Source organism: Psychrobacter cryohalolentis K5 (genome assembly GCF_000013905.1).
GTDB classification, from domain to species: domain Bacteria; phylum Pseudomonadota; class Gammaproteobacteria; order Pseudomonadales; family Moraxellaceae; genus Psychrobacter; species Psychrobacter cryohalolentis.
The window spans coordinates 145798-166874 of record NC_007969.1 but is presented as its reverse complement, the minus strand read 5'-3'; the positions used below and the strand labels follow the sequence as shown (position 1 = coordinate 166874).

At 42.4% G+C, this 21077-nt stretch carries 20 protein-coding genes; 8 read left to right on the top strand and 12 right to left on the bottom strand.

What is annotated here, in order from left to right; genetic code table 11:
• Positions 1 to 122: 122 nt before the first annotated feature.
• The 3 genes from PCRYO_RS00725 to PCRYO_RS00715 all read left to right on the top strand — a co-directional run bounded on the left by PCRYO_RS00725 (position 123) and on the right by PCRYO_RS00715 (position 2544).
• A complete protein-coding gene (locus PCRYO_RS00725; RefSeq protein ID WP_011512516.1) occupies positions 123 to 1469 on the top strand; it encodes a fatty acid desaturase family protein in 1347 nt (448 codons plus the stop codon).
• 183 nt (positions 1470 to 1652) lie between these two features.
• A complete protein-coding gene (locus PCRYO_RS00720) occupies positions 1653 to 1946 on the top strand; it encodes a GNAT family N-acetyltransferase (protein WP_011512515.1) in 294 nt (97 codons plus the stop codon).
• Positions 1947 to 2250: 304 nt separating this feature from the next.
• Complete coding sequence (locus tag PCRYO_RS00715; protein WP_011512514.1) at positions 2251 to 2544, top strand: 4a-hydroxytetrahydrobiopterin dehydratase; 294 nt, start codon at positions 2251 to 2253, stop codon at positions 2542 to 2544.
• A gap of 147 nt (positions 2545 to 2691) precedes the next feature.
• Here the strand turns inward: PCRYO_RS00715 and PCRYO_RS13025 are convergent, their stop codons facing one another.
• The gene (locus tag PCRYO_RS13025; protein ID WP_011512513.1) at positions 2692 to 2847 is read right to left on the bottom strand and encodes a DUF1328 domain-containing protein; all 156 of its coding nucleotides are present in this window, start codon (positions 2845 to 2847) and stop codon (positions 2692 to 2694) included.
• A 459-nt stretch (positions 2848 to 3306) separates the two neighbouring features.
• On the opposite strand from PCRYO_RS13025, the gene PCRYO_RS00705 reads away from it, so the two are divergent.
• Complete coding sequence (locus PCRYO_RS00705; RefSeq protein ID WP_011512512.1) at positions 3307 to 4605, top strand: saccharopine dehydrogenase family protein; 1299 nt, start codon at positions 3307 to 3309, stop codon at positions 4603 to 4605.
• A gap of 447 nt (positions 4606 to 5052) precedes the next feature.
• Positions 5053 to 5478 carry a hypothetical protein gene (locus PCRYO_RS00700; protein WP_011512511.1) on the top strand — a complete coding sequence of 142 codons (426 nt, stop codon included), beginning with the start codon at positions 5053 to 5055 and terminating at the stop codon, positions 5476 to 5478.
• Between the two features lie 136 nt (positions 5479 to 5614).
• Here the strand turns inward: PCRYO_RS00700 and PCRYO_RS00695 are convergent, their stop codons facing one another.
• Positions 5615 to 8137, bottom strand: coding sequence for a Tex family protein (locus PCRYO_RS00695; RefSeq protein WP_011512510.1), 2523 nt, complete (start codon positions 8135 to 8137; stop codon positions 5615 to 5617).
• A gap of 418 nt (positions 8138 to 8555) precedes the next feature.
• Between PCRYO_RS00695 and ompR the strand changes: the two genes are divergently transcribed.
• Complete coding sequence (gene ompR, locus PCRYO_RS00690) at positions 8556 to 9320, top strand: osmolarity response regulator transcription factor OmpR (protein ID WP_011279439.1); 765 nt, start codon at positions 8556 to 8558, stop codon at positions 9318 to 9320.
• A 43-nt stretch (positions 9321 to 9363) separates the two neighbouring features.
• On the top strand, positions 9364 to 10551 hold the full coding sequence (locus PCRYO_RS00685) for a CobW family GTP-binding protein (protein WP_011512509.1): 1188 nt from the start codon (positions 9364 to 9366) through the stop codon (positions 10549 to 10551).
• Between the two features lie 135 nt (positions 10552 to 10686).
• Here PCRYO_RS00685 and PCRYO_RS00680 read toward each other — a convergent pair whose 3' ends face one another.
• The 4 genes from PCRYO_RS00680 to ubiG all read right to left on the bottom strand — a co-directional run bounded on the left by PCRYO_RS00680 (position 10687) and on the right by ubiG (position 13644).
• The gene (locus PCRYO_RS00680) at positions 10687 to 10953 is read right to left on the bottom strand and encodes a DksA/TraR family C4-type zinc finger protein (RefSeq protein WP_011512508.1); all 267 of its coding nucleotides are present in this window, start codon (positions 10951 to 10953) and stop codon (positions 10687 to 10689) included.
• A 123-nt stretch (positions 10954 to 11076) separates the two neighbouring features.
• Positions 11077 to 11952 (bottom strand): YciK family oxidoreductase, encoded by an 876-nt coding sequence (locus PCRYO_RS00675; RefSeq protein ID WP_011512507.1) that lies wholly within the window; start codon positions 11950 to 11952, stop codon positions 11077 to 11079.
• A 116-nt stretch (positions 11953 to 12068) separates the two neighbouring features.
• The gene (locus PCRYO_RS00670; RefSeq protein ID WP_011512506.1) at positions 12069 to 12779 is read right to left on the bottom strand and encodes an HAD family hydrolase; all 711 of its coding nucleotides are present in this window, start codon (positions 12777 to 12779) and stop codon (positions 12069 to 12071) included.
• Between the two features lie 34 nt (positions 12780 to 12813).
• Entirely contained in the window at positions 12814 to 13644 is an 831-nt protein-coding gene (gene ubiG, locus PCRYO_RS00665) for a bifunctional 2-polyprenyl-6-hydroxyphenol methylase/3-demethylubiquinol 3-O-methyltransferase UbiG (protein WP_011512505.1), read from the bottom strand.
• Positions 13645 to 14020: 376 nt separating this feature from the next.
• Here ubiG and PCRYO_RS00660 point away from each other — a divergent pair, with 376 nt between their 5' ends.
• Positions 14021 to 14641 carry a thiol:disulfide interchange protein DsbA/DsbL gene (locus PCRYO_RS00660; RefSeq protein WP_011512504.1) on the top strand — a complete coding sequence of 207 codons (621 nt, stop codon included), beginning with the start codon at positions 14021 to 14023 and terminating at the stop codon, positions 14639 to 14641.
• A 150-nt stretch (positions 14642 to 14791) separates the two neighbouring features.
• Here PCRYO_RS00660 and yjgA read toward each other — a convergent pair whose 3' ends face one another.
• From yjgA to pcnB, 6 genes are all read right to left on the bottom strand, one after another.
• Entirely contained in the window at positions 14792 to 15304 is a 513-nt protein-coding gene (gene yjgA, locus PCRYO_RS00655) for a ribosome biogenesis factor YjgA (protein WP_011512503.1), read from the bottom strand.
• 68 nt (positions 15305 to 15372) lie between these two features.
• Entirely contained in the window at positions 15373 to 16335 is a 963-nt protein-coding gene (gene rapZ, locus PCRYO_RS00650) for an RNase adapter RapZ (RefSeq protein WP_011512502.1), read from the bottom strand.
• A gap of 59 nt (positions 16336 to 16394) precedes the next feature.
• Complete coding sequence (gene panC, locus PCRYO_RS00645; protein ID WP_011512501.1) at positions 16395 to 17258, bottom strand: pantoate--beta-alanine ligase; 864 nt, start codon at positions 17256 to 17258, stop codon at positions 16395 to 16397.
• 51 nt (positions 17259 to 17309) lie between these two features.
• Positions 17310 to 18110 carry a 3-methyl-2-oxobutanoate hydroxymethyltransferase gene (gene panB / locus PCRYO_RS00640; protein WP_011512500.1) on the bottom strand — a complete coding sequence of 267 codons (801 nt, stop codon included), beginning with the start codon at positions 18108 to 18110 and terminating at the stop codon, positions 17310 to 17312.
• 67 nt (positions 18111 to 18177) lie between these two features.
• A complete protein-coding gene (gene folK, locus PCRYO_RS00635) occupies positions 18178 to 18744 on the bottom strand; it encodes a 2-amino-4-hydroxy-6-hydroxymethyldihydropteridine diphosphokinase (RefSeq protein WP_011512499.1) in 567 nt (188 codons plus the stop codon).
• Between the two features lie 34 nt (positions 18745 to 18778).
• Positions 18779 to 21040, bottom strand: coding sequence for a polynucleotide adenylyltransferase PcnB (gene pcnB / locus PCRYO_RS00630; protein WP_011512498.1), 2262 nt, complete (start codon positions 21038 to 21040; stop codon positions 18779 to 18781).
• Positions 21041 to 21077: the final 37 nt, after the last annotated feature.

Sequence of the window (21077 nt, the reverse complement as noted above, 5' to 3'; positions counted from 1 at the left end):
TATCAAGGATAAGACAGCCTTGCATAAACATTTATTTGTAATGTTTATTAAAACTGACACCGATGATTAAACCGAACGTTGTGCTTACGATTTATTGATGCACCTTCGGATAAGGACTATCTATGCGCTTGTTACTCCCTATATTTAAAGCTAAATCTGCAGTCTCTACTATAACTTCGTTAGTCGATGCACCATTCAAAACCACGCGATATCCGACGTTAACGGGTACGCCGTTACCAAAAGTGCAAACCGAAGCGCTCGCTAATGAATTGAATACACTGTATCAAAGCGTGATGGACTCACTAGGCAGCGAGGATGCGCGCTATATTCAGCGTGTTTATGGGACGGTAGTATATAGCGAGGTAATTTCACGGGCATTACTGGCATTTTCTGGGCAATTATCATCAAAACGCAGCAAACTTGGCGTTTGGCTACTTGGCACATCCTTACTGAGTTTTAGTAAAATTTTAAACAATATGGAACTTGGCCATAACGTTATGCATGGTCAGTATGACTGGATGCAGCACCCTCATCTTAACAGCCAAAAGTTCGATTGGGATATCGTTTGCCCTGCGCCGCTATGGCAGCATTCGCATAACTATCTACATCATACTTTTACCAATATCGTCGGTCGCGACCATGACGTCGGCTATCACTTGATTCGCGTGACTGATGAGCAGCCTTGGACGCCAAGCGATCGTTATAACTTATTTAAGACGATGATATTGGCATTAGGCTTTGAATGGGCAGTCGCTTTCCATGATATCCAAATCAGTGTTGACGAATACGCAGATAGGCCGCAGCTGGCAGAAATAATGCAGCCAAAAGCTCGTGCCCTATTCAGTAAAATCGCCCGGCAAGCGGGTAAAGATTATATGGCTTTTCCTGCGGTGGCAGGTCTGACATTAGGTCGTAGTAGTGCAATGACAACCTTAAGCGGTAATATCACTGCCAATATTGCTCGTAATCTATGGACATGGGCGGTGATATTTTGTGGTCACTTTACTGAGCAGGCGCATATTTATACCCAGCTTGATGCCAATGAGAGCAAAGGTGATTGGTACATACGCCAAATTCTCGGTTCTAGTAATATTCAGGGTAATAAATGGTTTCATATTCTGACTGGTAATTTATCGCATCAGATTGAGCACCATATCTTTCCGGATATGCCTGCTAGGCACTATGCGCAGATTGCACCAAACGTACAAGCCATCTGCGATAAATACGATTTAACCTATAATACTGGGCACTTTAGTCATCAATTTAAGCAAGTAATTGGACGCATTCGCCATTTTAGTAAACCAAGTAGCGATGAATGGCGCGCTTACACACAATCGATATCAAATAATGATAGAAGCATTACCAACAAAAGCAGTAATAACCATGCCTCTAACAACGCTACTGAGACATTACGTGGTTTTAGAAGGTTTCTCCCTCAGGTTGTGCGCCAAGCTATGTTTTATGCCTGATTTTTTATTAACGAGACTGGCATAGTTTTTAAGCTTCAACAGAACCTTTAGAATAGAAGCCTGTTAAAAATATTAACATTTGCCCTATCTACTCTTACGCTAACAGCCTAGAGATGTAAACTAGAAATCTGCACAATAACAAGAGTAGAAATAATTATAATATTTGAAAAATAGGAAGTTTTTATGAGTAACGTCGGTAAAAAATCAGATATAAATATCGTCTATAATGAGGCAGCGAGACGCTTTGAGACTTCAATCGATGGGCAGACAGGTTATATCAGTTACAAAGAGCGTGAGGATAAGCTGGTATATGATCATACTATCGTCCCACAGGAGTTAGGTGGTCGAGGGGTTGGCTCAGCATTGGTAAAACATGCATTGGACTATGCTCGTGAAAACAATAAGAAAGTAGTACCGCAGTGCTCGTTTGTTGCTTCGTATATTGATAAAAATCCTGACTACAAAGATCTACTATAGTTCAAACTATTGACTAAGTATGTTTAACGATAAATAGCTAGGATAGTTTGCTCAATTAACCGTTATACTAGCGCTATATACTCTCACTAATAACGTCGTTGCCCTCCTATCTTCTTGATACTTCTATTATATTTTTTTAGCCAAATATATAATAAAATATCAGTGACAGGTGGGTTTTTTGTCCTATGACTTTTTATAAGCGTTTATTACATTCGTGAAGGCAAATAAAAATTACAGTAGTTGCCACACTATTTTATCGTTAATAATGATTTTTCTATCAACCATAATAATAAAGGATATCACCATGAGTAGTTTATCTAATCAACAAGTCGATTTGCAGTTAGAAGAATTACCAGGCTGGCAGCGCGAAGGTAATGCGATCGTAAAAACTTACCATTTTGGCGATTTTGTTGAAGCTATGAGCTTTATGAATCAAGCTGCTTTTCATGCTGAGGCCTTAGAACATCATCCTGAATGGAGTAATACCTATAATGTGGTAGAAGTTCGCCTGACTACGGGCGATACTGGCGGCATCACCAGTCATGATGTTCGTTTAGCAAAACGCATGGAACATATCGTCCAGCGCAAACGCTTATAAATATCAAGCTGTGCGCTTACTACTTATCACTTAGCAGATAGCTATGTTCTAGCCATAAAAAAAGACCTCAGATAGTATCTGAGGTCTTTTTTACTAGCCAGTTTTCTAACTGGCTAATGTCTTTATAGGACGAGTATACTTTTCCTATTACATACGGCGGCTAACAAATGCCACGATGAATAGAATGACTGCTAATGCTAACAAGATATAGGCGAAGTTTGCAGACAATCCAGCAACACCACCGAATCCTAAGAAACTCGCTAACAGTGCGATTACGGCGAAAATAATAGCCCAACGAAACATAATAATTCTCCTAAAATAGTAATTGAAAAGTCAAATAATAAGGTTGCTATAGTAATTGCTAACCAACTAACTCTTACATTACCAACCTCAGTCATCCGATATTTTGCTTTTTATTTTTTTACAGCTCTTAGTGTCTAAAAATATAGATAATGCTGTAGATAGTGCTTAGGAATATAGAGTAGCAATGATTTTCAATCTAAAAGGTTCATTTTGGTAATAATGTCGATACGTTATGTAAACTTTGTAGCAAATCTTACCATTTAAAGATATTTTCAGTACTTATGTGTGGAAACGGTAAATAAGCACTTAAGTATTACTAAGTCTATGAGAAAATTATTCAAAGATCTTACGCTCGATTTTATAAATATTATTTATGATGCTTTTTTAAGCTCAATTGAACTTAACGATCATTTTCTTATAACAATCATTTGACAAAGCACACTAACAAGGAAGATAGCGATGAATACGGATATATCAAAGAGTACCAACTCATCAGGTGATAACAAAAAAATTAATAGTGAAAAACGAGCTTATGCGGTGGTTTTATATGGGGCAACCAGCTTTGTTGGGCAAATCACTGCTCATTATCTGGCAGAGTTTTTGTCTGCTAACAAAGATAAGAGCGGCTCTGAAATTAATTGGGCGATAGCAGGTCGTGATCAAGAGAAGCTCAACGAGTTGCAGTCTAACCTTACTAGCAAAGTAGATATTATCATTGCCAATAGCGACGATCCGGCAAGCCTTGATGCAATGACCGAGCAAACACAAGTCATTATCTCAACCGTTGGACCTTATCTTAAATACGGCGAACCGCTTATCAAATCGTGTGTTGATAATGGCACAGATTATGTTGATCTCACTGGTGAGGCAATATTTATCAAAGACATGATGGATAAGTATCAAGAGGCGGCAAAACAAAGCGGCGCCCGTATCGTCAACTCTTGTGGCTTTGATTCTATTCCATCAGATTTAGGCGTTTACTTTACGCAAAAGCAAGCTGAAGCGAAGTTTGACAGTGCTTGTGATGTGATTCATATGCGCGTGAAAGCCGCGAAAGGCGGACTATCAGGCGGTACGATTGCCTCAATGGCAACCATCTTTGAGGAAGTTGGACAAGATAAATCTCGTCGTAAGCAAGTGGCAAATCCTTATTTGCTGAACGATGATAAAAATGCGCCAAACGTACGTCAGAGCAATGTCAGTAAACCAGAATACGATAGCGAACATAAGCGCTGGCTTGCACCTTTTGTGATGGCAAGTATCAATACGCGCATTGTGCATCGCAGTAATCAGTTGCTTGGTTATGAATATGGACGCGAATTTAAATATGATGAAGCAATGTGGATGAAAGATGGTCTCAAAGGTAAGCTTACGAGTTATGCCTTGAGTGCAGGCTTGCTCGGCTTTGCCACTGCCATGATGATTACGCCAAGCCGCGAGTTATTATCCAAGCACGTATTGCCTAAATCAGGTTCAGGGCCTTCTAAAGAAGAGCAAGAAAACGGCTATTTTGATATTCGTCTCTTTGGACAAACAGCTAACAAAGACAGTATTACTACCAAAGTAACGGGTGATAAAGATCCAGGCTATGGCAGCACTTCACGTATGTTGTCGCAAGCGGCATTATGTCTAGCACAAGATATCAGCAAAGAAGAAGTGAAGGGTGGTTTTTGGACACCTGCTTCAGCAATGGGCGACAAGCTACTTGCTCGTTTAGAGAAACACGCTGGTCTGAGCTTTGATGTGATTGATAGCTAAACCTATGTCTTAAAAAGCAGTTTCTAGAATATCAATCAGTAGTATTAAAATAACCGTATTTTGGTCACAAGGTGCGGTTTTTATCTCACAATAACACTACAATAATTGCACGACATCACTTATTAGTAGGAGTCTGTTAGATTTTTCATGGATGTACCACTGAATGATTAGTATTTAAATTGTTATTATTACGCCTAGTGTTTACGACGTCTTTTATATCTATAGATAACGTTATGCACTGACCAGAATTTTTATACGAATCAATCATGATAGTCGCCTATTGATTATCATGATTTTATTTTTTCTATAGCTTATATATTAGTTATTTTAAATATATAGATTCTGTATTCTACATAGATAAGTATCATATCAGACCGCATTTAATCAAAGTTTTCTCTACGAGCATTTTAGCTGACATTATAAAAATATAAATTGAGGATTAAATAAATGAAAAACCATACTCTAGCTTTATCATTACTGATTGGCGCGGCACTTACTGTTCCGACATTGGCAATGGCAGCTCCAGCTGATACTAAAGCCGCTAAAAAGACGAATGCCACTGCTGAGATGGCTGTTGAAGCCAAAGTTGAAAGCACAGGCAATGAGACTGATGCAAATACTTCTAAAACAAGCAAAATGACGCCGTTTGTGATTAGCGAAACTCAAACGATTTCGCGCGCACGCGTCAATAGTAATATTGGTCAACAGCCAATGACTACTGAGATAAAAGCACCCAACGGTCCACAACCAATGACTACCGAAATAAAAGTGCCAGCAGAAGCTTTACAAAATTCGGAATTACAAACAACTGAGATTATCTCTGAAGATGTAGAAGAAGACTTAGCAGAAGTTTCAGAAGAAGATGAGCTATAAGTAAATACCTAAGTAATTATACTAAGGCGATTCTTGAAATAAATATAGTGATTAAAAAGCACCATTGATATATTTGATTTAATAAAAAAGGCAGCCATTAGGCTGCCTTTTTTGTTTCTATTTAGAATAAGACGTCTTATTTCTTAACTTTAGTCACACCTGCTTCTTGCAATAGCGCGCCGAAAGTACCCATTTTGCTAGGCGATTCTGCTTTTTCTGCACGAGGCGCCTTACTGCGACTGTCGCTATTATTGCTGCTACTAGGTTGACGCTTAGGCTTAGACGGACGCTTATCGCCAGCTGGACGATTGCTGCGCGGACGACTGGTATTCTCATCATTATTAGTAACATTTGTCGTTGCAGGTTTCGCTGCTGGACGTGCAGGTTTTTCAGCTTCAGGTTTCATACTAAAACCAATACGACCGCGTTTTTCGTCAATAGAGATGACACGGACCGAGACGATATCACCGGGCTTGACGCGGTTCATCGGGTCTGCGACAAAGTCATTGGCCATTTGCGAGATATGAACCAGACCATCTTGATGCACGCCAACATCGATGAAGCAACCAAAGGCAGTCACGTTGGTAACAACCCCTTCTAGTGTCATGCCTTCGCTCAAATCTTTAATGCTGTTCACATCTTCACGGAAGTTAGCCGTCTTAAACTCAGGACGTGGGTCACGAGCGGGCTTAGCAAGCTCATCTAAAATCGCTTTTACGCTAACATTTTCATCATTAGCAGCTAGCGCTGTGGTATCGATACTGTTTAACACACCGTCGTTACCGATAACTTCTGGCAAGGCTTTACCTGTTTGGGCAAGTAAGCTGTCGACCAGCGCATAGCTTTCTGGATGTACACCAGTTGCATCAAGTGGATTGCTACCATCATGTATGCGTAAGAAGCCTGCGGCTTGCTCAAAGGTCTTAGCACCTAAGCGCGGCACATTTTTCAATGACTCGCGGCTATCAAAAGCGCCATGCTCTTTGCGATAGGTAACGATTTGCTGCGCAACATTCTTATTTAAGCCAGCAATGTGTGCCAAGATAGCGGGGCTTGCCGTATTCACATCAACACCAACGGCGTTAACGCTGTCTTGTGTGACTTTATCAAGACTATCTGCCAACTGAGCTTGATTGACATCATGTTGATATTGACCAACACCAATGGCTTTTGGATCTACCTTGACCAGCTCTGACAATGGGTCTTGTAGACGACGAGCAATAGATACTGCCCCACGTACAGAGACATCTAAATTACCAAGCTCATCAGTAGCAAGCTCACTGGCAGAATAGACTGACGCGCCAGATTCATTCACGATGACTGCTTTAGCTTTTAATGACTCGTTCGCCGCCAAAATCTCTTTAATCATTGCGTCTGTTTCGCGGCTTGCCGTACCATTACCGATAGCCACTAGATCCACATTATAAGTACTTAATAACTCATCGATAACCACTTTGGCTTCAGTCATTTTATTATCAGGCGCAAATGGATAAACCGTTGCGATAACAGGCTTGTCTTCGCCATCTAACATCACATGACCTTGAGCATCAACAATCGCCATCTTAACGCCATGACGGATACCGGGATCAACACCCAAAATAACTTTGCGACCAGCAGGTGCTGACATCAGTAAATGCTGTAAATTATTGGCAAAAACATCAATCGCAGCCGCTTCTGCAGTCAGACGCTTTTCAGTCAATAAACGATGCTCGATATGCGGACGCCATTTGTCTTTCCATAAGCTGCTCGCCGCTTCTGTCAAAAATTCTTGACGCTCAGTTGGCGCTTTAGCATCAATCTCAAAATGCTTAATAATTTTTTCAATAAAAGGCGCATTTTCGCCTTCAATTTTTAGACCCAAGACGTTTTCTTGACGACCACGTAGCATCGCTAATAAGCGATGATTTGGCAAACGTGCAAGGCTTTCGCTATGCTCAAAGTAATCTTTGAATTTTTCACCGACTTCACGTTTTTCTTCACTGGCAACGCTCGATACGATACTGGCTGTTTTGGCAAAACTGCTACGTAAATGATCTAACAAGTCTAATGCTTGCGTCCATTCATCTACGATAATGGCTTGTACACCAGCAAGTTGCTTCTCGATATCACTAAAATCAACTTCAATCTCATTACCGCTTTCATCAGTAATGCTTGATTGTACTTGATAGTCTGCTAATGCATCGGTTGGCGTCACGTTTTGCGTCAACACTGCTTGTGCAGCAATATCAAGACCAGCAGCACGTGCTTTGGCAGCTGGTGAACGGCGGCGCGGACGATATGGCAAGTAGATGTCTTCAAGCTCAAGTTTTGAGGTTGCATTATCAATACGTGTCTGCAGCTCGTCAGTCAAATTGCCTTGTGTGCTCAGTAATTCAATAATTTTAAGGCGACGGGTTGCCATATCACGTTCATAATTGAGAGACTTCTCTAGTGCGCGCAATTGCGCATCGTCGAGATTCTGCGTCTTTTCTTTGCGGTAACGGGCAATAAACGGAACGGTCGCGCCTTCATCGTACAGTTTGACAAACGCATTGACTTGAGCAGTCTTAATGCCAAGCGCGCGAGCAAGCTTGTCGTGAATATTCGCGTGTGTGGTTGCATCCAAAACCTGTGCATTTGTCGAGGTTTGAGATGGCGTTAAGGTATCAGTGCTACTCATAGACGTATCAATCGTTGAGAAATGTAGTTTTGCATTATAGCAAAAGCTGCATGAATAGAAATCCTTTTTATCTTTTCGTTATTTATCGTGTTATTTATCGCAAAAATCGTTTAATGAGCACACTCTTGACGCTTTATTAAACAAACACCTACAGCATTTGCCTTTATCAGTGATGCAATTATGACTGCAATCTTATACACTAAAGTCTCATCAGCACAAATATTGCTGTGTACCAACGTACTGAACAATAGTTCTCATTTTTATAATTTTTTGCCAATCAATGGAATGATGCTCAAATAGTTGCACTAATAAATGGTAAAAGTGGTATTCACACTGTTTTTATTGAGAGTAAATATACTGACTGGTGCGTTTTAACAATAATTTTTGCTAATAATAATTTTTATAAGAGGATGCCTGTATGTCTGAAAATAACAGCCCCGATACCTTAACTCAGCGTATTCTAGTCGTTGATGACGATGCACGATTGCGCTCTTTGTTACAGCGCTTTCTAGAAGACGATGGTTTTGTTGTCCGTACTGCCCACGATGGCAGTCAAATGGATAAGCTGTTGCAGCGTGAGCTTTTTTCATTAGTGGTACTTGATTTGATGCTACCAGGCGAAGACGGTATCAGTATTTGTAAGCGTCTGCGCGAAGACAATGGCGACATCCCTATTATTATGCTCACGGCTAAAGGTGGCGACGCTGATCGCATCGCAGGTCTAGAAGCGGGTGCGGATGACTATCTACCAAAGCCATTTAATCCAAAAGAGCTATTAGCACGTATCAAAGCAGTACTCCGTCGTCAAAATCGTGAGCTACCAGGGGCACCAAGTCATCAGCTTGAAGTAGTAGAATTTGGTCCATGGACACTTGATTTATCGACACGTACGCTCAAACGCGACGGCAATGTTGTCACCTTAACGACGGGTGAATTCTCGGTACTAAAGGCATTGGTTCAGCATCCACGCGAGCCATTGACCCGTGATAAGCTGATGAACCTTGCCCGTGGTCGTGAATGGGGCGCGATGGAGCGTTCAATTGACGTTCAAGTATCACGTCTGCGCCGCTTAATTGAAGACAATCCTTCACAAGCACGTTATATCCAGACTGTCTGGGGCGTAGGCTATGTATTCGTACCTGACGAAGCAGAAGTCGAAGCAGCTAAGAGCGAATCACTTTAAATTTCTAAGTATTGCTTGTGTCCGTTGATATATCATACTATTAATGGGTAATCCTATTAATACAACGGGCGCAACATTGAAATCCTCTATTATTCATCAAAATATACCCTGCACTTTGGTGACAGGGTTTTTGGGTTCTGGCAAAACCACACTTATTAACCAATTGATTGCCGATAAATCCACTGATGAGCGTTGGGCATTATTGATTAACGAGTTTGGTCGGATTGGTATCGATGCAGCCTTGGTTTCAAGCTCACAAGATAGCGATTCCGCTCAAAATAATATCGCCATTCGTGAAGTTAGCGGCGGCTGTATTTGTTGTACCAGCCAGTTACCTCTACAAATCGCTATTAGTCGCCTGCTCAGTGACCATCATCCGCAACGTCTGCTTATTGAGCCAACAGGGCTTGCTCATCCACGTGAGCTTATACGGCAGCTTAGCGCGCCGCATTGGCAGACGGCTCTAAAGATGCAAGCGGTCATAACTGTACTTAACGCTTTGCAGTGGCAACGAGAAAAATATCGTGCTCACGAAGGGTTCCAAGCGCATATTCGTGATGCCGATGTCTTGGTCATTAATCGCTATGCCCAATTAAGTACTGACGATAAGCAAGCATTACAAGATTGGGTAGCAGAGTTAAATGCGCAAATTACTATTATTTGGGCAGAATCTGATGATCAGACCACAATTAACGATATAAGCACATCAAATGACTATTCAGCAGTGTTAAGCACGCAGCTGACCAAGCCTAGCCAGACTATCTCACAACAGCGGACAGTTAATATTGCTCAGCCGAAAAAATCTGTGATTAGCTTGCAGCCGCTGAGTCATTCATTATCGAATAAGTCATTATTCAACCCTTCCACAAACGATAATAATATTCAGGCAGACAAAGACATCGAGCTGCCCTATCGTTATCATGAAATACAGCAAGATATCGTGGTTGCAGGTTGGCGACTACCAGCGGACTATATATTAAATGCTGATAAGTTACAGGATTGGCTGCTAACGCTACCAAACTGGCAACGCATCAAAGGCGTATTGCATACGTCTAATGGCTGGCTACAAATCAATTTTACGCCTGATAGCTTGTCTACAAAGACAGTGAGCGTACAAGCCGACAGCCGACTAGAAATTATTTTGCAAACAAGTACTGGGCAAGAAGATGCGATAGAAGTTAAGCTAGATTGGGAAGCCTATGACCATGAACTCATGGCGTTGATACTATAGCTGTTGATACTATAGCTAATGATTGCATAGCCATCTATTGCAGTGATAGAAAAATTGTTGATAAAAATAGAACCAATAAAAAAGCCCACACTATTTAGATAGTGGGGGCTCTTTTATTAAGCAGCATTGGTTTTATTAGCGTAACTGACTGTCTTTACTGCCACGGCGATTAAACAATTCCGCAGCTTTTGCTTCTTGCTCAAGCTCAGATTGACAGCCAACACAATGCTGCACACCCGGTACTGCGATACGGCGAGCTTCTGGAATCGCCTTACCACATTCATCACAAAACTCTGCACTTTTACCTGTCGGTAATGCACGGCGTGCGCGCTCTAGCGCATCGTTAACGGTCGCATCCATTTGCTCATGCTCAGCACCATCTCTTGACCAACCACCTGCCATATTATTATCCTATTTATTTTTATTCATTATGCGTATCTTTAATCGAGCATAAATGTCTTTGATAACAAATAGATGGGGTTAAATATCAGCAATTTCAATCTACCTGCGCAGACAAATTGTCGCTCAATCCTTGGGTTGTAACTCAACCACTTGTCCACGTACCCCGATACTCTCATCACTCATCAAGCACACATAACCTGCCATAATATCTTCAGGAGTTTTCAGACTCATCGGATTTTCACCTGGATAAGCGTGAGCACGCATATTGGTGCGAGTACCACCCGGATTGATACAGTTAAAACGCAGATTGGTGGTGTTTTGCGTCTCTTGGGTAAAGATATCGCTCATTCCTTCTACCGCTTGCTTAGACAGCGCGTAAGCACCCCAAAATGCGCGAGGATGCGTACCAACGCTGCTAGATGTAAATACGATAGAACCATGCGGTGCATCTTTGAGTAACGGCAGTAGCGCTTGGGTAAGCATAAAGGTCGCTGTGAAGTTAATCTTCATGACTTGAGCAAACATATCTACATCGTACATCTCAAGTGGCGTCAATGGACCAAGCATCCCAGCATTATGCAATATCCCATCTAGCTGACCAACTTCTCTATGAATCAAATTTTCTAGCTTTTGCATTTCTGCATAAGTCGCCCCTTCTAGATTCATCGGTAACATAGCAGGTTGCTTACCACCAAAGCTCTCGATTTCATCATAAACATATTCAAGCTTGCTACTGGTACGTCCTAATAGCAGCACCGTTGCGCCATAGCGTGCATAGGTCAATGCAGCGACCCGACCAATGCCATCACCTGCGCCTGTGACTAAAATGGTCTTGCCATCTAAGCAGTTTTCAGAGGGTACAAAGTCACGAATATTCCCGTGGGTTAATTCGGTTGCAGACGATTGCAATTCAGTCTGCTGGCTTGCAATATTATTGGCTATATTGTCGGCTGGATGGTTTGCCGACTGATTCGCTAATGGGTTGATATTGTCACTCATGGCGTTACTCACTACTTATCGTTTAATAAATGGTATGGTTAACCATTATGCTATGTTGTTAAATATTGCCTGATAACACGCTGATCTTGTGGCTCATTTGAGTTATAACATTTGAATTATAAATAGTCGAATTTACCAGAAGAAAGCAGTAGTTTACTCAACTGCTCAGGGGTTTCCGTAATATAATCTGCGCCCCATTTCTTCAGGTTGTTTTGATCTTCAGGCGGAATGTAACCATAAGCGGCCAAAATCGTCGGCATACCAGCGGCATTACCAGCTTCGATATCACGGATATGATCGCCAACATAAATCACACTTGCAGCAGCACCGCGAGGGATACCAAGCTTCTCTAGCGCCGCATACATAGGCTCTGGGTCAGGTTTAGGGCGTGACACATCATCAGGACAAACCAAAACCGCACAGCGCGTATCTAGCTGCATTTTTTCTAATAACAGCTCTGACAAATAGCGCGGTTTATTGGTCACTATACCCCACGGTACACCTTTTTCTTCAAGGGCACTTAAAACGTCCTCAAGCGTGTCAAAAACATGACTATCCACACAAATATCCGCTTCATAATCGTCTAAAAACTGCTGACGAAACTCAAGTAACGTCTCTTCGCTAAAGTCTGTTTGCTCATTATGACGTAGCATAAGCTGCACCATCGCTGAAGCACCTGCCGATACTTGCTCACGAATCTCTGTCTCAGACGGCGCTTGCCAGCCGTTTTCTTGGCTCATTTTGCCAATAATACGTACAAAATCGGCAGCAGTATCTATCAATGTCCCATCTAGGTCAAATAAGACCGCTTTTACAAATTGGCTCATTACGAAGGCTCTTAATTAAGGTGATAAAAGGGTATTAAGCGAGAGGTTTCTGTACTGCTATCATATAGTTGACATCGACGTTTTGAGCTAGCCAGTAACGCTTGGTCAATGGATTATAGTGCAGTCCAATAATATCTTGGCGCGCAAACTCTGCATCAATTGCCATTTTATCGAGCTCAGCTGGCGTAATAAACTTGGCATAATCATGCGTACCGCGATCAAGCAAGCGCAATACGTACTCTGCACCCACGATAGCAAACAAATAAGATTTTGGATTACGGTTAATCGTTGATAGTACACATACGCCGCCTGGCGCCAACAGCTTAAAACAAGCATCTACAATAGCGGCTGGATCTGGTACATGCTCTAGCATCTCCATACAGGTAACCACATCAAACTGACCAGCATGGGTAGCCGCTAAAGCTTCAACCGGAATATGCTGATAGCGCAAGGTATCTTGTAAGTTGCTTTGTTCAGCATGGAGGCTTGCTGCTTTGAGATTTTCTGTCCCAAGGTCGATACCTGTCACATCTGCGCCGCGACGTGCCATCGATTCTGATAAGATACCACCGCCACAACCGACATCAAGAACCTTTTTACCCGCCAAGCCCATCTCTGCCGTTTTTTGACTATCAGCACTCACGTAGCCACGCTTCACATTTTCCTCTATCCAGTTTAGACGCAGCGGATTGATTTCGTGTAAGGTAGCAAAGGCACCGGTTTTATTCCACCACTCACCCGCCAATTTATTAAATTTTTCAACTTCGCTTGGATCGACATTGATAGCGTTTATGGTATCGTCAGCCATGCCACTATCATTTGCTTGAGTGTGCAAAGGCTGCCCAGAAAATAAAGCTTGGCTCATAGTTTTTCCTTTATTGTTATAGTATGTGACTAAAGACTCAATATTAACATGCGAGCCGCAAAGCTGCCGTAAGTACATCGTCACCGATTGTGAACTGCTTTATTGATGCTCTAAACGTCAATAAAAATAGAATAACAGGCTATAAGTAAGATACCTTAAATAATGACTGACAGCATTACAACCATTAGTTAAGAATCCGGTTCACAAACTGCCGCATTTTACGCTATTATAGTTGCTATTCTATAGTAGGTCGACTCAGTCGACCTATCGTCGTCTATTGACTTTGTCATTGCTTATTTGCTTTGGTATTTATATGACTATCAAAGCTATAACTATTAAAGCAAACTTCTGAATGTCGTTATTTCAAGGAATAAGTATGAAACGTATCATCGCATTAACTGGCTTGGCTTGCGCTATTGGATTTGCCAATATGGGTGCACAAGCTGCCAATTATGTCGCAGGAAAAGACTATCGTGTGTTAGATAATCCAGAAAAAATCAGCGGTGATGCTATCATTGTGCGTGAGTTTTTTTGGTATGGTTGCCCGCATTGTAATGTCCTTAATCCACACATGGAAAAATGGGCAAAAAACAAAGATAAAGATGTGGCATTCTTTAAAACACCCGCAGCGTTAAACCCTGTTTGGGAAGCCAGTGCCCGTGGTTTTTATGCCGCGCAATTACTGGGTTTTGAAGACAAGACCCATGACGCTTTATTTGATGCCGTACATAAAGATGGTAAGCAGTTATTTGACCAGTCTTCATTAAGCAAATGGTATGCTTCAAAAGGTGTGAACGAAAAGAAATTTAATAGCCTTTATAACTCTTTTGCTGTTGGTACCAAAATCGGTCGCTCGCAAGCAGGCGCTAAGCGTTATCAGTTATCGGGTGTGCCAGCCGTTGTCGTGCAAGGCAAGTACGTGGTAACCGGCGAAAGTGCTACCGTACCTAAAGTAGTTGATTTCCTAGTCGACAAAGTACGCGCAGAGAAAAAGTAACATTAGTTTTTTAAAAAAATATAAAAACGCTATTTCTGATCAATTAAAAAAGCCAATCTTTACTGATTGGCTTTTTTGTATTTTAGTATTCTATCTTTAGTGGTTTATAGGTACCCACTAACCAAATTCGCTTGCCTATAGCTCTTATCGCTATTTTTTTAGATTCGTTAAAATAGCGACTTCACGGATATAACTGGCCAAATCTGCTTTTGACTCCGCCATTAGCTCCTCATCGTTTGTATGCTTAGCGTACTCAATCCAGAGCAATAGCTGATACATACTATGCTGCTCAGACGCTTTATATTGTTTAACGAACTGCTTAAGCGTCCCTTCATCATTGATATTTAGACGCTCATACCAGCTCTCTATCTTAGAAACTTGCTCTTTAGGAAAATAGGCATCAAATAATGCTTTTATCAGCTCATGGCGATTTTCTTCAATCATAAGCTTGCCAACGCGCTTGGTCTGACGATTACGCGCATTAGCGCTGGTGATATCGGCAAGCGCCATTAATTCCGCCATAAAATAATCACTGGCAGGTAAAGCTTTAAGTTGTTTCTTCGATAAGCTGGCAAGCGGTATCGACAACTGTTGTAGGCGCTCATGAGCTTTTTTGAGCTCTGTGCGTGAGACGCGCATATCTTGTTCTGACCAGTCAATCATAAAAGCTTTCCATGTTTAAAAATAAATAATAGGTATAAAAAAATTAGGTATAAAAGGTTTAGCAAACGCTACCAGCGATGCTTTTCACGGTGTTTCGCCGTCACGGTTAAGCCTTCTGGCAAGCTATTTTGCAATCTATCTTGCAGGTGTTTGGTGATAAATACCGAGCGGTGCTTGCCACCAGTGCAGCCAATGGCAACCGTTACCGTATGACGATTATTATGTAAAAAATCAGGTAACCAACGATTCAAGAATGTAGCAATATCTCCCGTCATCTCAGCGACCTCTGGATAATCGGCAAAAAATGCACTCACTTCAGCGTCAAGACCTGTTGCCGAGCGCAGTGTCGGATTCCAATGCGGATTGGGCAATATTCGTACATCAAAAACGAAGTCTGCATCGATAGGGCTGCCGTACTTGAAACCAAACGATAGCAAATTAATCACGATTTGATTATCTACACCCACATAATCACGCAGACGCTCTTTTAGCTGATGGATATTGAGCATACTGGTATCTATCTTAATATCGGCATGCTTAAATATCGGCTGCAAAAGCTGTATTTCTTTCTCAATAGCTGCTGGTAGATTATAAACGTTATTTTCTACGCCTTTGGTATCTAACACCATCAACGGATGGATGCGGCGAGTGGCATTAAAGCGTGCAACCAGCGTCTCTTCTTGCGCCGTCACATACATCACTGTGACCGCCTCTTCGCCATAGGTCTGCTTTAAACTGTCATGGATTGCATCAAAGTTAGATAAATCTGCGCGCGGCGTACGAATATCCACCCCAAGGGCAATGCGTTTAATTCCACTATCACAGACCAGCTTTTGCGCCGCTTCAGGCACAAGAGACAAAGGCAAATTATCAATAGAATAAAAACCCAGATCTTCAAGGATATTTAGTACCGAGGTTTTCCCTGAGCCTGAACGTCCTGACACTACCAATATACTCAGTTTATCACCAGTGGATTCGTTAGAATCTGTTAGCTTTGATTGAGCATTATGGGTGTCTTGATTTGCCTGCATGTTCCGTCATCCTTATAAATTGCATCCCGCAAATTACAATATTATAAATAGCAGTGTGATCAAACTTTATTAATCGTGACCAATCGATTGTCTAGCAAGCGTGCACGACCTAGCCATGCAGCCACTAAAATAACCAAGTCTTGATGGTTATTGATACTCTCATCATCAACAGCCGTTAGCTCAGTTGTTTTTACTTCTAGATAATCAATAATAAACCCCGCACTAGTAATACGCTCGTGAGCTGCTGTCAAAAGCACCTCTAACGGCTGTTTATTATCACTAATCTGTTTGGCTGAATACTGCAGCTCCTGCTGTAAGATAGGTGCTGTTTGGCGCTCAGACTCGCTTAAATACTGATTGCGCGATGATAACGCTAAGCCATCAGTAGCACGAATAATAGGCGCGCCAATAATATCGATTGAATAGCTCAAATCACGAACCAACTGCTTAATAATGGCTAATTGCTGATAATCTTTTTGCCCAAATACGGCTATGTTAGGTTGCACGATATTGAAGAGCTTAGAGACAACAATACCGACACCATCGAAATGATTGGGGCGAGTTTTGCCACATAGTTGCTCAGTAATAGTCCCAGCGAGAATAGTGGTCGGCGGCGGTAGTACCGGATACATCTCATCAATAGTAGGAGCAAAAACATAGTCAGCGCCAACCATGGCAAGCTTTGCTACATCTTCATCTAAGGTACGAGGGTAGCTATCAAAGTCTTCACCAACCCCAAACTGCGTTGGATTGACGAAAATACTAACCACCACGATATCTGCATGCTGTTTGGCAATTTTTACCAGCTCCAGATGACCATCGTGTAGATTACCCATTGTAGGTACTAAGGCAATGCGCTGCGCTGTTCGGTAAGGCCGTAGAGCAACGCGTAAGTCTGAGATATGGTAATGAATCGTCGGCATGGTTAACTGCTCTTTTACTGGTGGACCTAATTACTGAAATTCTATATTTGCTTAGCTAAACTGGTGCTGCTCTGTTGGAAAACTACCTTCCTTTACTGACTGCTGATACAAGGCAAATGCGCCTTCGATACTGTGCTCAGTGTTACGCTCATCAGTCAAAAAATCATGGATAAAACGCGGCGCGCGACCATGAACCATACCGAGCATATCGTGCATGACCAATACTTGACCATCGGTATCGGCGCCTGCCCCGATGCCTATCACTGGCACAGCAACGGCTTCCGTTACTGCTTTAGCAAGCTCAGCAGGGACGCATTCTAGTACCAAAAGCGCTGCACCAGCGTCAACCACAGCTTTTGCATCATCAAGGAGTTTTTGACCTGCTTCATTGCCGCGACCTTGGACTTTATAACCGCCAAAAACGTTTACCGACTGCGGTGTTAAGCCTAAATGCACGCACGTTGGCGTACCTGCTTGCGCCAATGTTGTAATCAACTCGCAAAGCTCACAACCACCCTCAATTTTAATCACATGAGCGCCTGCCTGCATCAGCTTGCGGCTATTAACAACGGCCTCAGGCAGCGTCACATAACTCATAAAGGGTAAGTCCGCTAAAATAAGCGCCTGTTTATTGCTACGGGCGATATTAGCAGTGTGGTAAGCCATATCATCGACCGTAACAGGCAAAGTTGAATCATGACCCTGCACCACCATACCCAAGCTATCACCGATTAAAATCGTATCAATCTGCGCTTTTTCCATCATGCGCGCAAACATGGCGTCATAACAGGTCAGACAAGTAAATTTGGTACCGTCTTTTTTAAACTTATTTAAAGTAGATAACGTTGTCATATCGTTATATCATCCTCAATACTTCTGAATATCAATCAACTGTCATTCACTTTAAATGAATGTCTCTTTATTTATGACTTGACGCATCATGTTCTAACAGCTTCAAACCTGCCCAATCGCTGCTTTGGGGATAGTCGATTATCGACTTTCCTACAATCATTAGCTCAGGTGCGAGCTCTCGTAACGGTATCAAAACAAAATTACGCTCATGCAAACCCACATGGGGTATCGTTAATGTTGGCTCAGAAATCCGCTCATTGCCGTATAACAATATATCCACATCAAGACTACGCTCACCCCAATGACGCAGGCGGGCGCGTTTTGCTTGCTGCTCCAACTGTTGGCAAAATGTCAGCAGCTCAAACGGCGTAAATATAGTTTCAAAGCCAGCAACGGCGTTGACAAAATCTGGCTGATCTTGCGGTCCCATCGGTACCGAGGCATAAAATGAAGAAATACGCACAGTGCGTATCTTTTCTTGCTCTTGCATCATCTCAAACGCGTGCTGTAAATGCTCAACAGGCGCCCCAAGCTCATTTACCAGATTGCTACCCAAGCCAACATAACAAGTGACCCAAGAGCAAATGGCGATAGATTTGCTATCAAAATCAGTATCATTAAAGCGCGTGTTCATCGTTATCACTTTACTCTTATATTCGCTGTGAACGTTAAACGTCATTGACGCTTGGCTGACGACGGCGACGTTTCGATGGCACAGGACCTTTATTGGCATTCATATTACTGTTAGCTACTTTATTAGCATCTTGCTGTTCGTTAGAACTTTGATTAGTAGCACTTTGACCACTAGCGTCTCGTTTAGCTTTAGTAGACTTAGTACTTGATGCTTTAGCGGGTTTCGGTGCTTTATCAATGACGTTATCAGTAGAGTGAACAGCTGGTTTAGGCACTTTTTTTGCGTACTTCCCAGATGATTTCTCATTACTACTGGTGTCTATTGTCGTTGCTTCTTTAGCACTGCTAGCCTCTGCGACAATACCACTATTTTCAATCACAGTAGGCTGACGACGACGGCGCTTGTGCGGTATCGGCTCATTATTCATACTAACAAGTGCTGGTGACTGCGCGACGTTGCGCTCTGCATAAGCGGAGCTACGAGCATTAGTTGAAGACACCTGAGTATTCACTGACTCTTTTGGTGTATGCGATCTATTAGTTAAGTCACTCGCTTTATTAACAGCTTTTTCTTGCAGCTGCGATTGACTATCAGCCGATGCCTTTTTACTAACTGTTGCTTGCTCAAGCACTTTTTGAATAGGCGCTTTTTGCGTCGCTTTAGGCAGTGCTTTATCTGAACCAGATAGCTGCTTTTTCAAAGGCGGTACGACGTTGCTGTGTTCTATGACAAACAATGGTGCAGGTTTCGGCATGTGCTGCTGATTGCTACCATTATTACTGCTCGCCAAAGACAATTGCTGCAACTGTGCCAGCTCATTATTGTCTTGTGTGAGTTGCTGCGGGCTATAACTTTTACTATTAGCAGAAGTATGCTGACTGGCACGGCGACGACGTGATGGCACATTTGAGGCATCATTAACCATTGCTGGTTTTGCATGACCATTACTCAGCGCTTTACCTTGATAGTCATTATCCAACTGACTCAACTTAGCATTGTCATTCGAATGCTGCTGCTTTTGACGATTGCGTCCACGACCACGCTGACCTTGTTTATAAGCACCGCGGCGGATATTTTCATCAAAGTCATCAATCGCTTGATCCTGCTGCTGCTCAGTCAAGGTTTGATAGGTCTGCCACCACTCGCCCATATCATTAGTCGATTCAGAAAGTGGATGCTCTGCATCGCCGCACTGCTCGCGCAATAATAAGAAATCAAAACCGGCACGAAAACGTGGATGCTCAGATAGCTGTACAATCTGTTTGCTACGCGGCGCGGCCAGTTTTGGCTGCAATATCCAGATATCACGAATAAACTGTTCAGCAAATTTTGGAATGGCAGTCTTGATACGTTGACGATCAATCACTTTGCCTGCTGCATGCATTTGTGCATCCGCAAAAGGCATATTGCGCTTTTTGGCTTTTTCTAGTTGATGTAAGTAGTTCTCCCACAGCAAAGCGGCATAAAAGAATGCTGGGTTGATACTTTTGCCAGCAGCAATACGTTTGTCGGTATTAATAGCGACTTGTTTAACTAAGGCACTTGGCTCAGAAGGCGGATAAATGATAAGACTATCAATCGCGCCTGAATCAAACAATAACGGTAATAATGGTACTAAATAACCACCGGTAAACATCTTTTGCGTTTCATCATATAGACGGTGCGGAGAGATTTGTTCAAGTAATGACCAGTTGCCATCATGGAACTGTGCGGCTAATTCGCTATCAAACTCAAAACCCAATTTTGCTTTGAAACGCAAGGCACGCAGCAATCTGACCGGATCTTCTTCGATACGAATCGGCGCATTGCCTAATAAACGGATAATTTTATTATCAATATCTTCAAGCGCGTCGCAAAAATCATGAACTATGCCTTTGAGCGGCTGATAATAAAGGGCATTAATAGAAAAATCACGACGGGCAAAGTCTTGTTTGATATCACCCCATACATTGTCGCGCAGAATCATACCGTCTTGATTGGTATTAGAATCATTAATAGGTGGACCACGGAAGGTGGCTACTTCGATAAGCTCACGCCCAGAGTACACATGCGCCAACTGAAAACGGCGACCGATAATACGGCAGCGCTTACCAAAGACGTCTTTAATCTCATGAGGCTTGGCATCAGTGACCGCGTCAAAATCTTTTGGACGCAGTCCTAGCAAGGTATCACGCACGCCACCACCGACGATATAGGCGTCAAACCCAGCTCGGGTTAGGGTTGCGATTACTTCGGTAATAGAATTGGGTAATTCAGATTTATTCAGTTCTAACTGCTTGGCGGCACGCTCGGCCATGCATCTACTCCTTGCCTTTTTTCTTAACCACCCTGAC

Bases quoted from the DNA above. Each gene is read 5' to 3' on its own strand.
- PCRYO_RS00725 (WP_011512516.1), top strand. From the start codon at position 123: ATGCGCTTGTTACTCCCTATATTTAAAGCTAAATCTGCAGTCTCTACT.
- PCRYO_RS00720 (WP_011512515.1), top strand. From the start codon at position 1,653: ATGAGTAACGTCGGTAAAAAATCAGATATAAATATCGTCTATAATGAG.
- PCRYO_RS00715 (WP_011512514.1), top strand. From the start codon at position 2,251: ATGAGTAGTTTATCTAATCAACAAGTCGATTTGCAGTTAGAAGAATTA.
- PCRYO_RS13025 (WP_011512513.1), bottom strand. From the start codon at position 2,847: ATGTTTCGTTGGGCTATTATTTTCGCCGTAATCGCACTGTTAGCGAGT.
- PCRYO_RS00705 (WP_011512512.1), top strand. From the start codon at position 3,307: ATGAATACGGATATATCAAAGAGTACCAACTCATCAGGTGATAACAAA.
- PCRYO_RS00700 (WP_011512511.1), top strand. From the start codon at position 5,053: ATGAAAAACCATACTCTAGCTTTATCATTACTGATTGGCGCGGCACTT.
- PCRYO_RS00695 (WP_011512510.1), bottom strand. From the start codon at position 8,137: ATGAGTAGCACTGATACCTTAACGCCATCTCAAACCTCGACAAATGCA.
- ompR (WP_011279439.1), top strand. From the start codon at position 8,556: ATGTCTGAAAATAACAGCCCCGATACCTTAACTCAGCGTATTCTAGTC.
- PCRYO_RS00685 (WP_011512509.1), top strand. From the start codon at position 9,364: ATGGGTAATCCTATTAATACAACGGGCGCAACATTGAAATCCTCTATT.
- PCRYO_RS00680 (WP_011512508.1), bottom strand. From the start codon at position 10,953: ATGGCAGGTGGTTGGTCAAGAGATGGTGCTGAGCATGAGCAAATGGAT.
- PCRYO_RS00675 (WP_011512507.1), bottom strand. From the start codon at position 11,952: ATGAGTGACAATATCAACCCATTAGCGAATCAGTCGGCAAACCATCCA.
- PCRYO_RS00670 (WP_011512506.1), bottom strand. From the start codon at position 12,779: ATGAGCCAATTTGTAAAAGCGGTCTTATTTGACCTAGATGGGACATTG.
- ubiG (WP_011512505.1), bottom strand. From the start codon at position 13,644: ATGAGCCAAGCTTTATTTTCTGGGCAGCCTTTGCACACTCAAGCAAAT.
- PCRYO_RS00660 (WP_011512504.1), top strand. From the start codon at position 14,021: ATGAAACGTATCATCGCATTAACTGGCTTGGCTTGCGCTATTGGATTT.
- yjgA (WP_011512503.1), bottom strand. From the start codon at position 15,304: ATGATTGACTGGTCAGAACAAGATATGCGCGTCTCACGCACAGAGCTC.
- rapZ (WP_011512502.1), bottom strand. From the start codon at position 16,335: ATGCAGGCAAATCAAGACACCCATAATGCTCAATCAAAGCTAACAGAT.
- panC (WP_011512501.1), bottom strand. From the start codon at position 17,258: ATGCCGACGATTCATTACCATATCTCAGACTTACGCGTTGCTCTACGG.
- panB (WP_011512500.1), bottom strand. From the start codon at position 18,110: ATGACAACGTTATCTACTTTAAATAAGTTTAAAAAAGACGGTACCAAA.
- folK (WP_011512499.1), bottom strand. From the start codon at position 18,744: ATGAACACGCGCTTTAATGATACTGATTTTGATAGCAAATCTATCGCC.
- pcnB (WP_011512498.1), bottom strand. From the start codon at position 21,040: ATGGCCGAGCGTGCCGCCAAGCAGTTAGAACTGAATAAATCTGAATTA.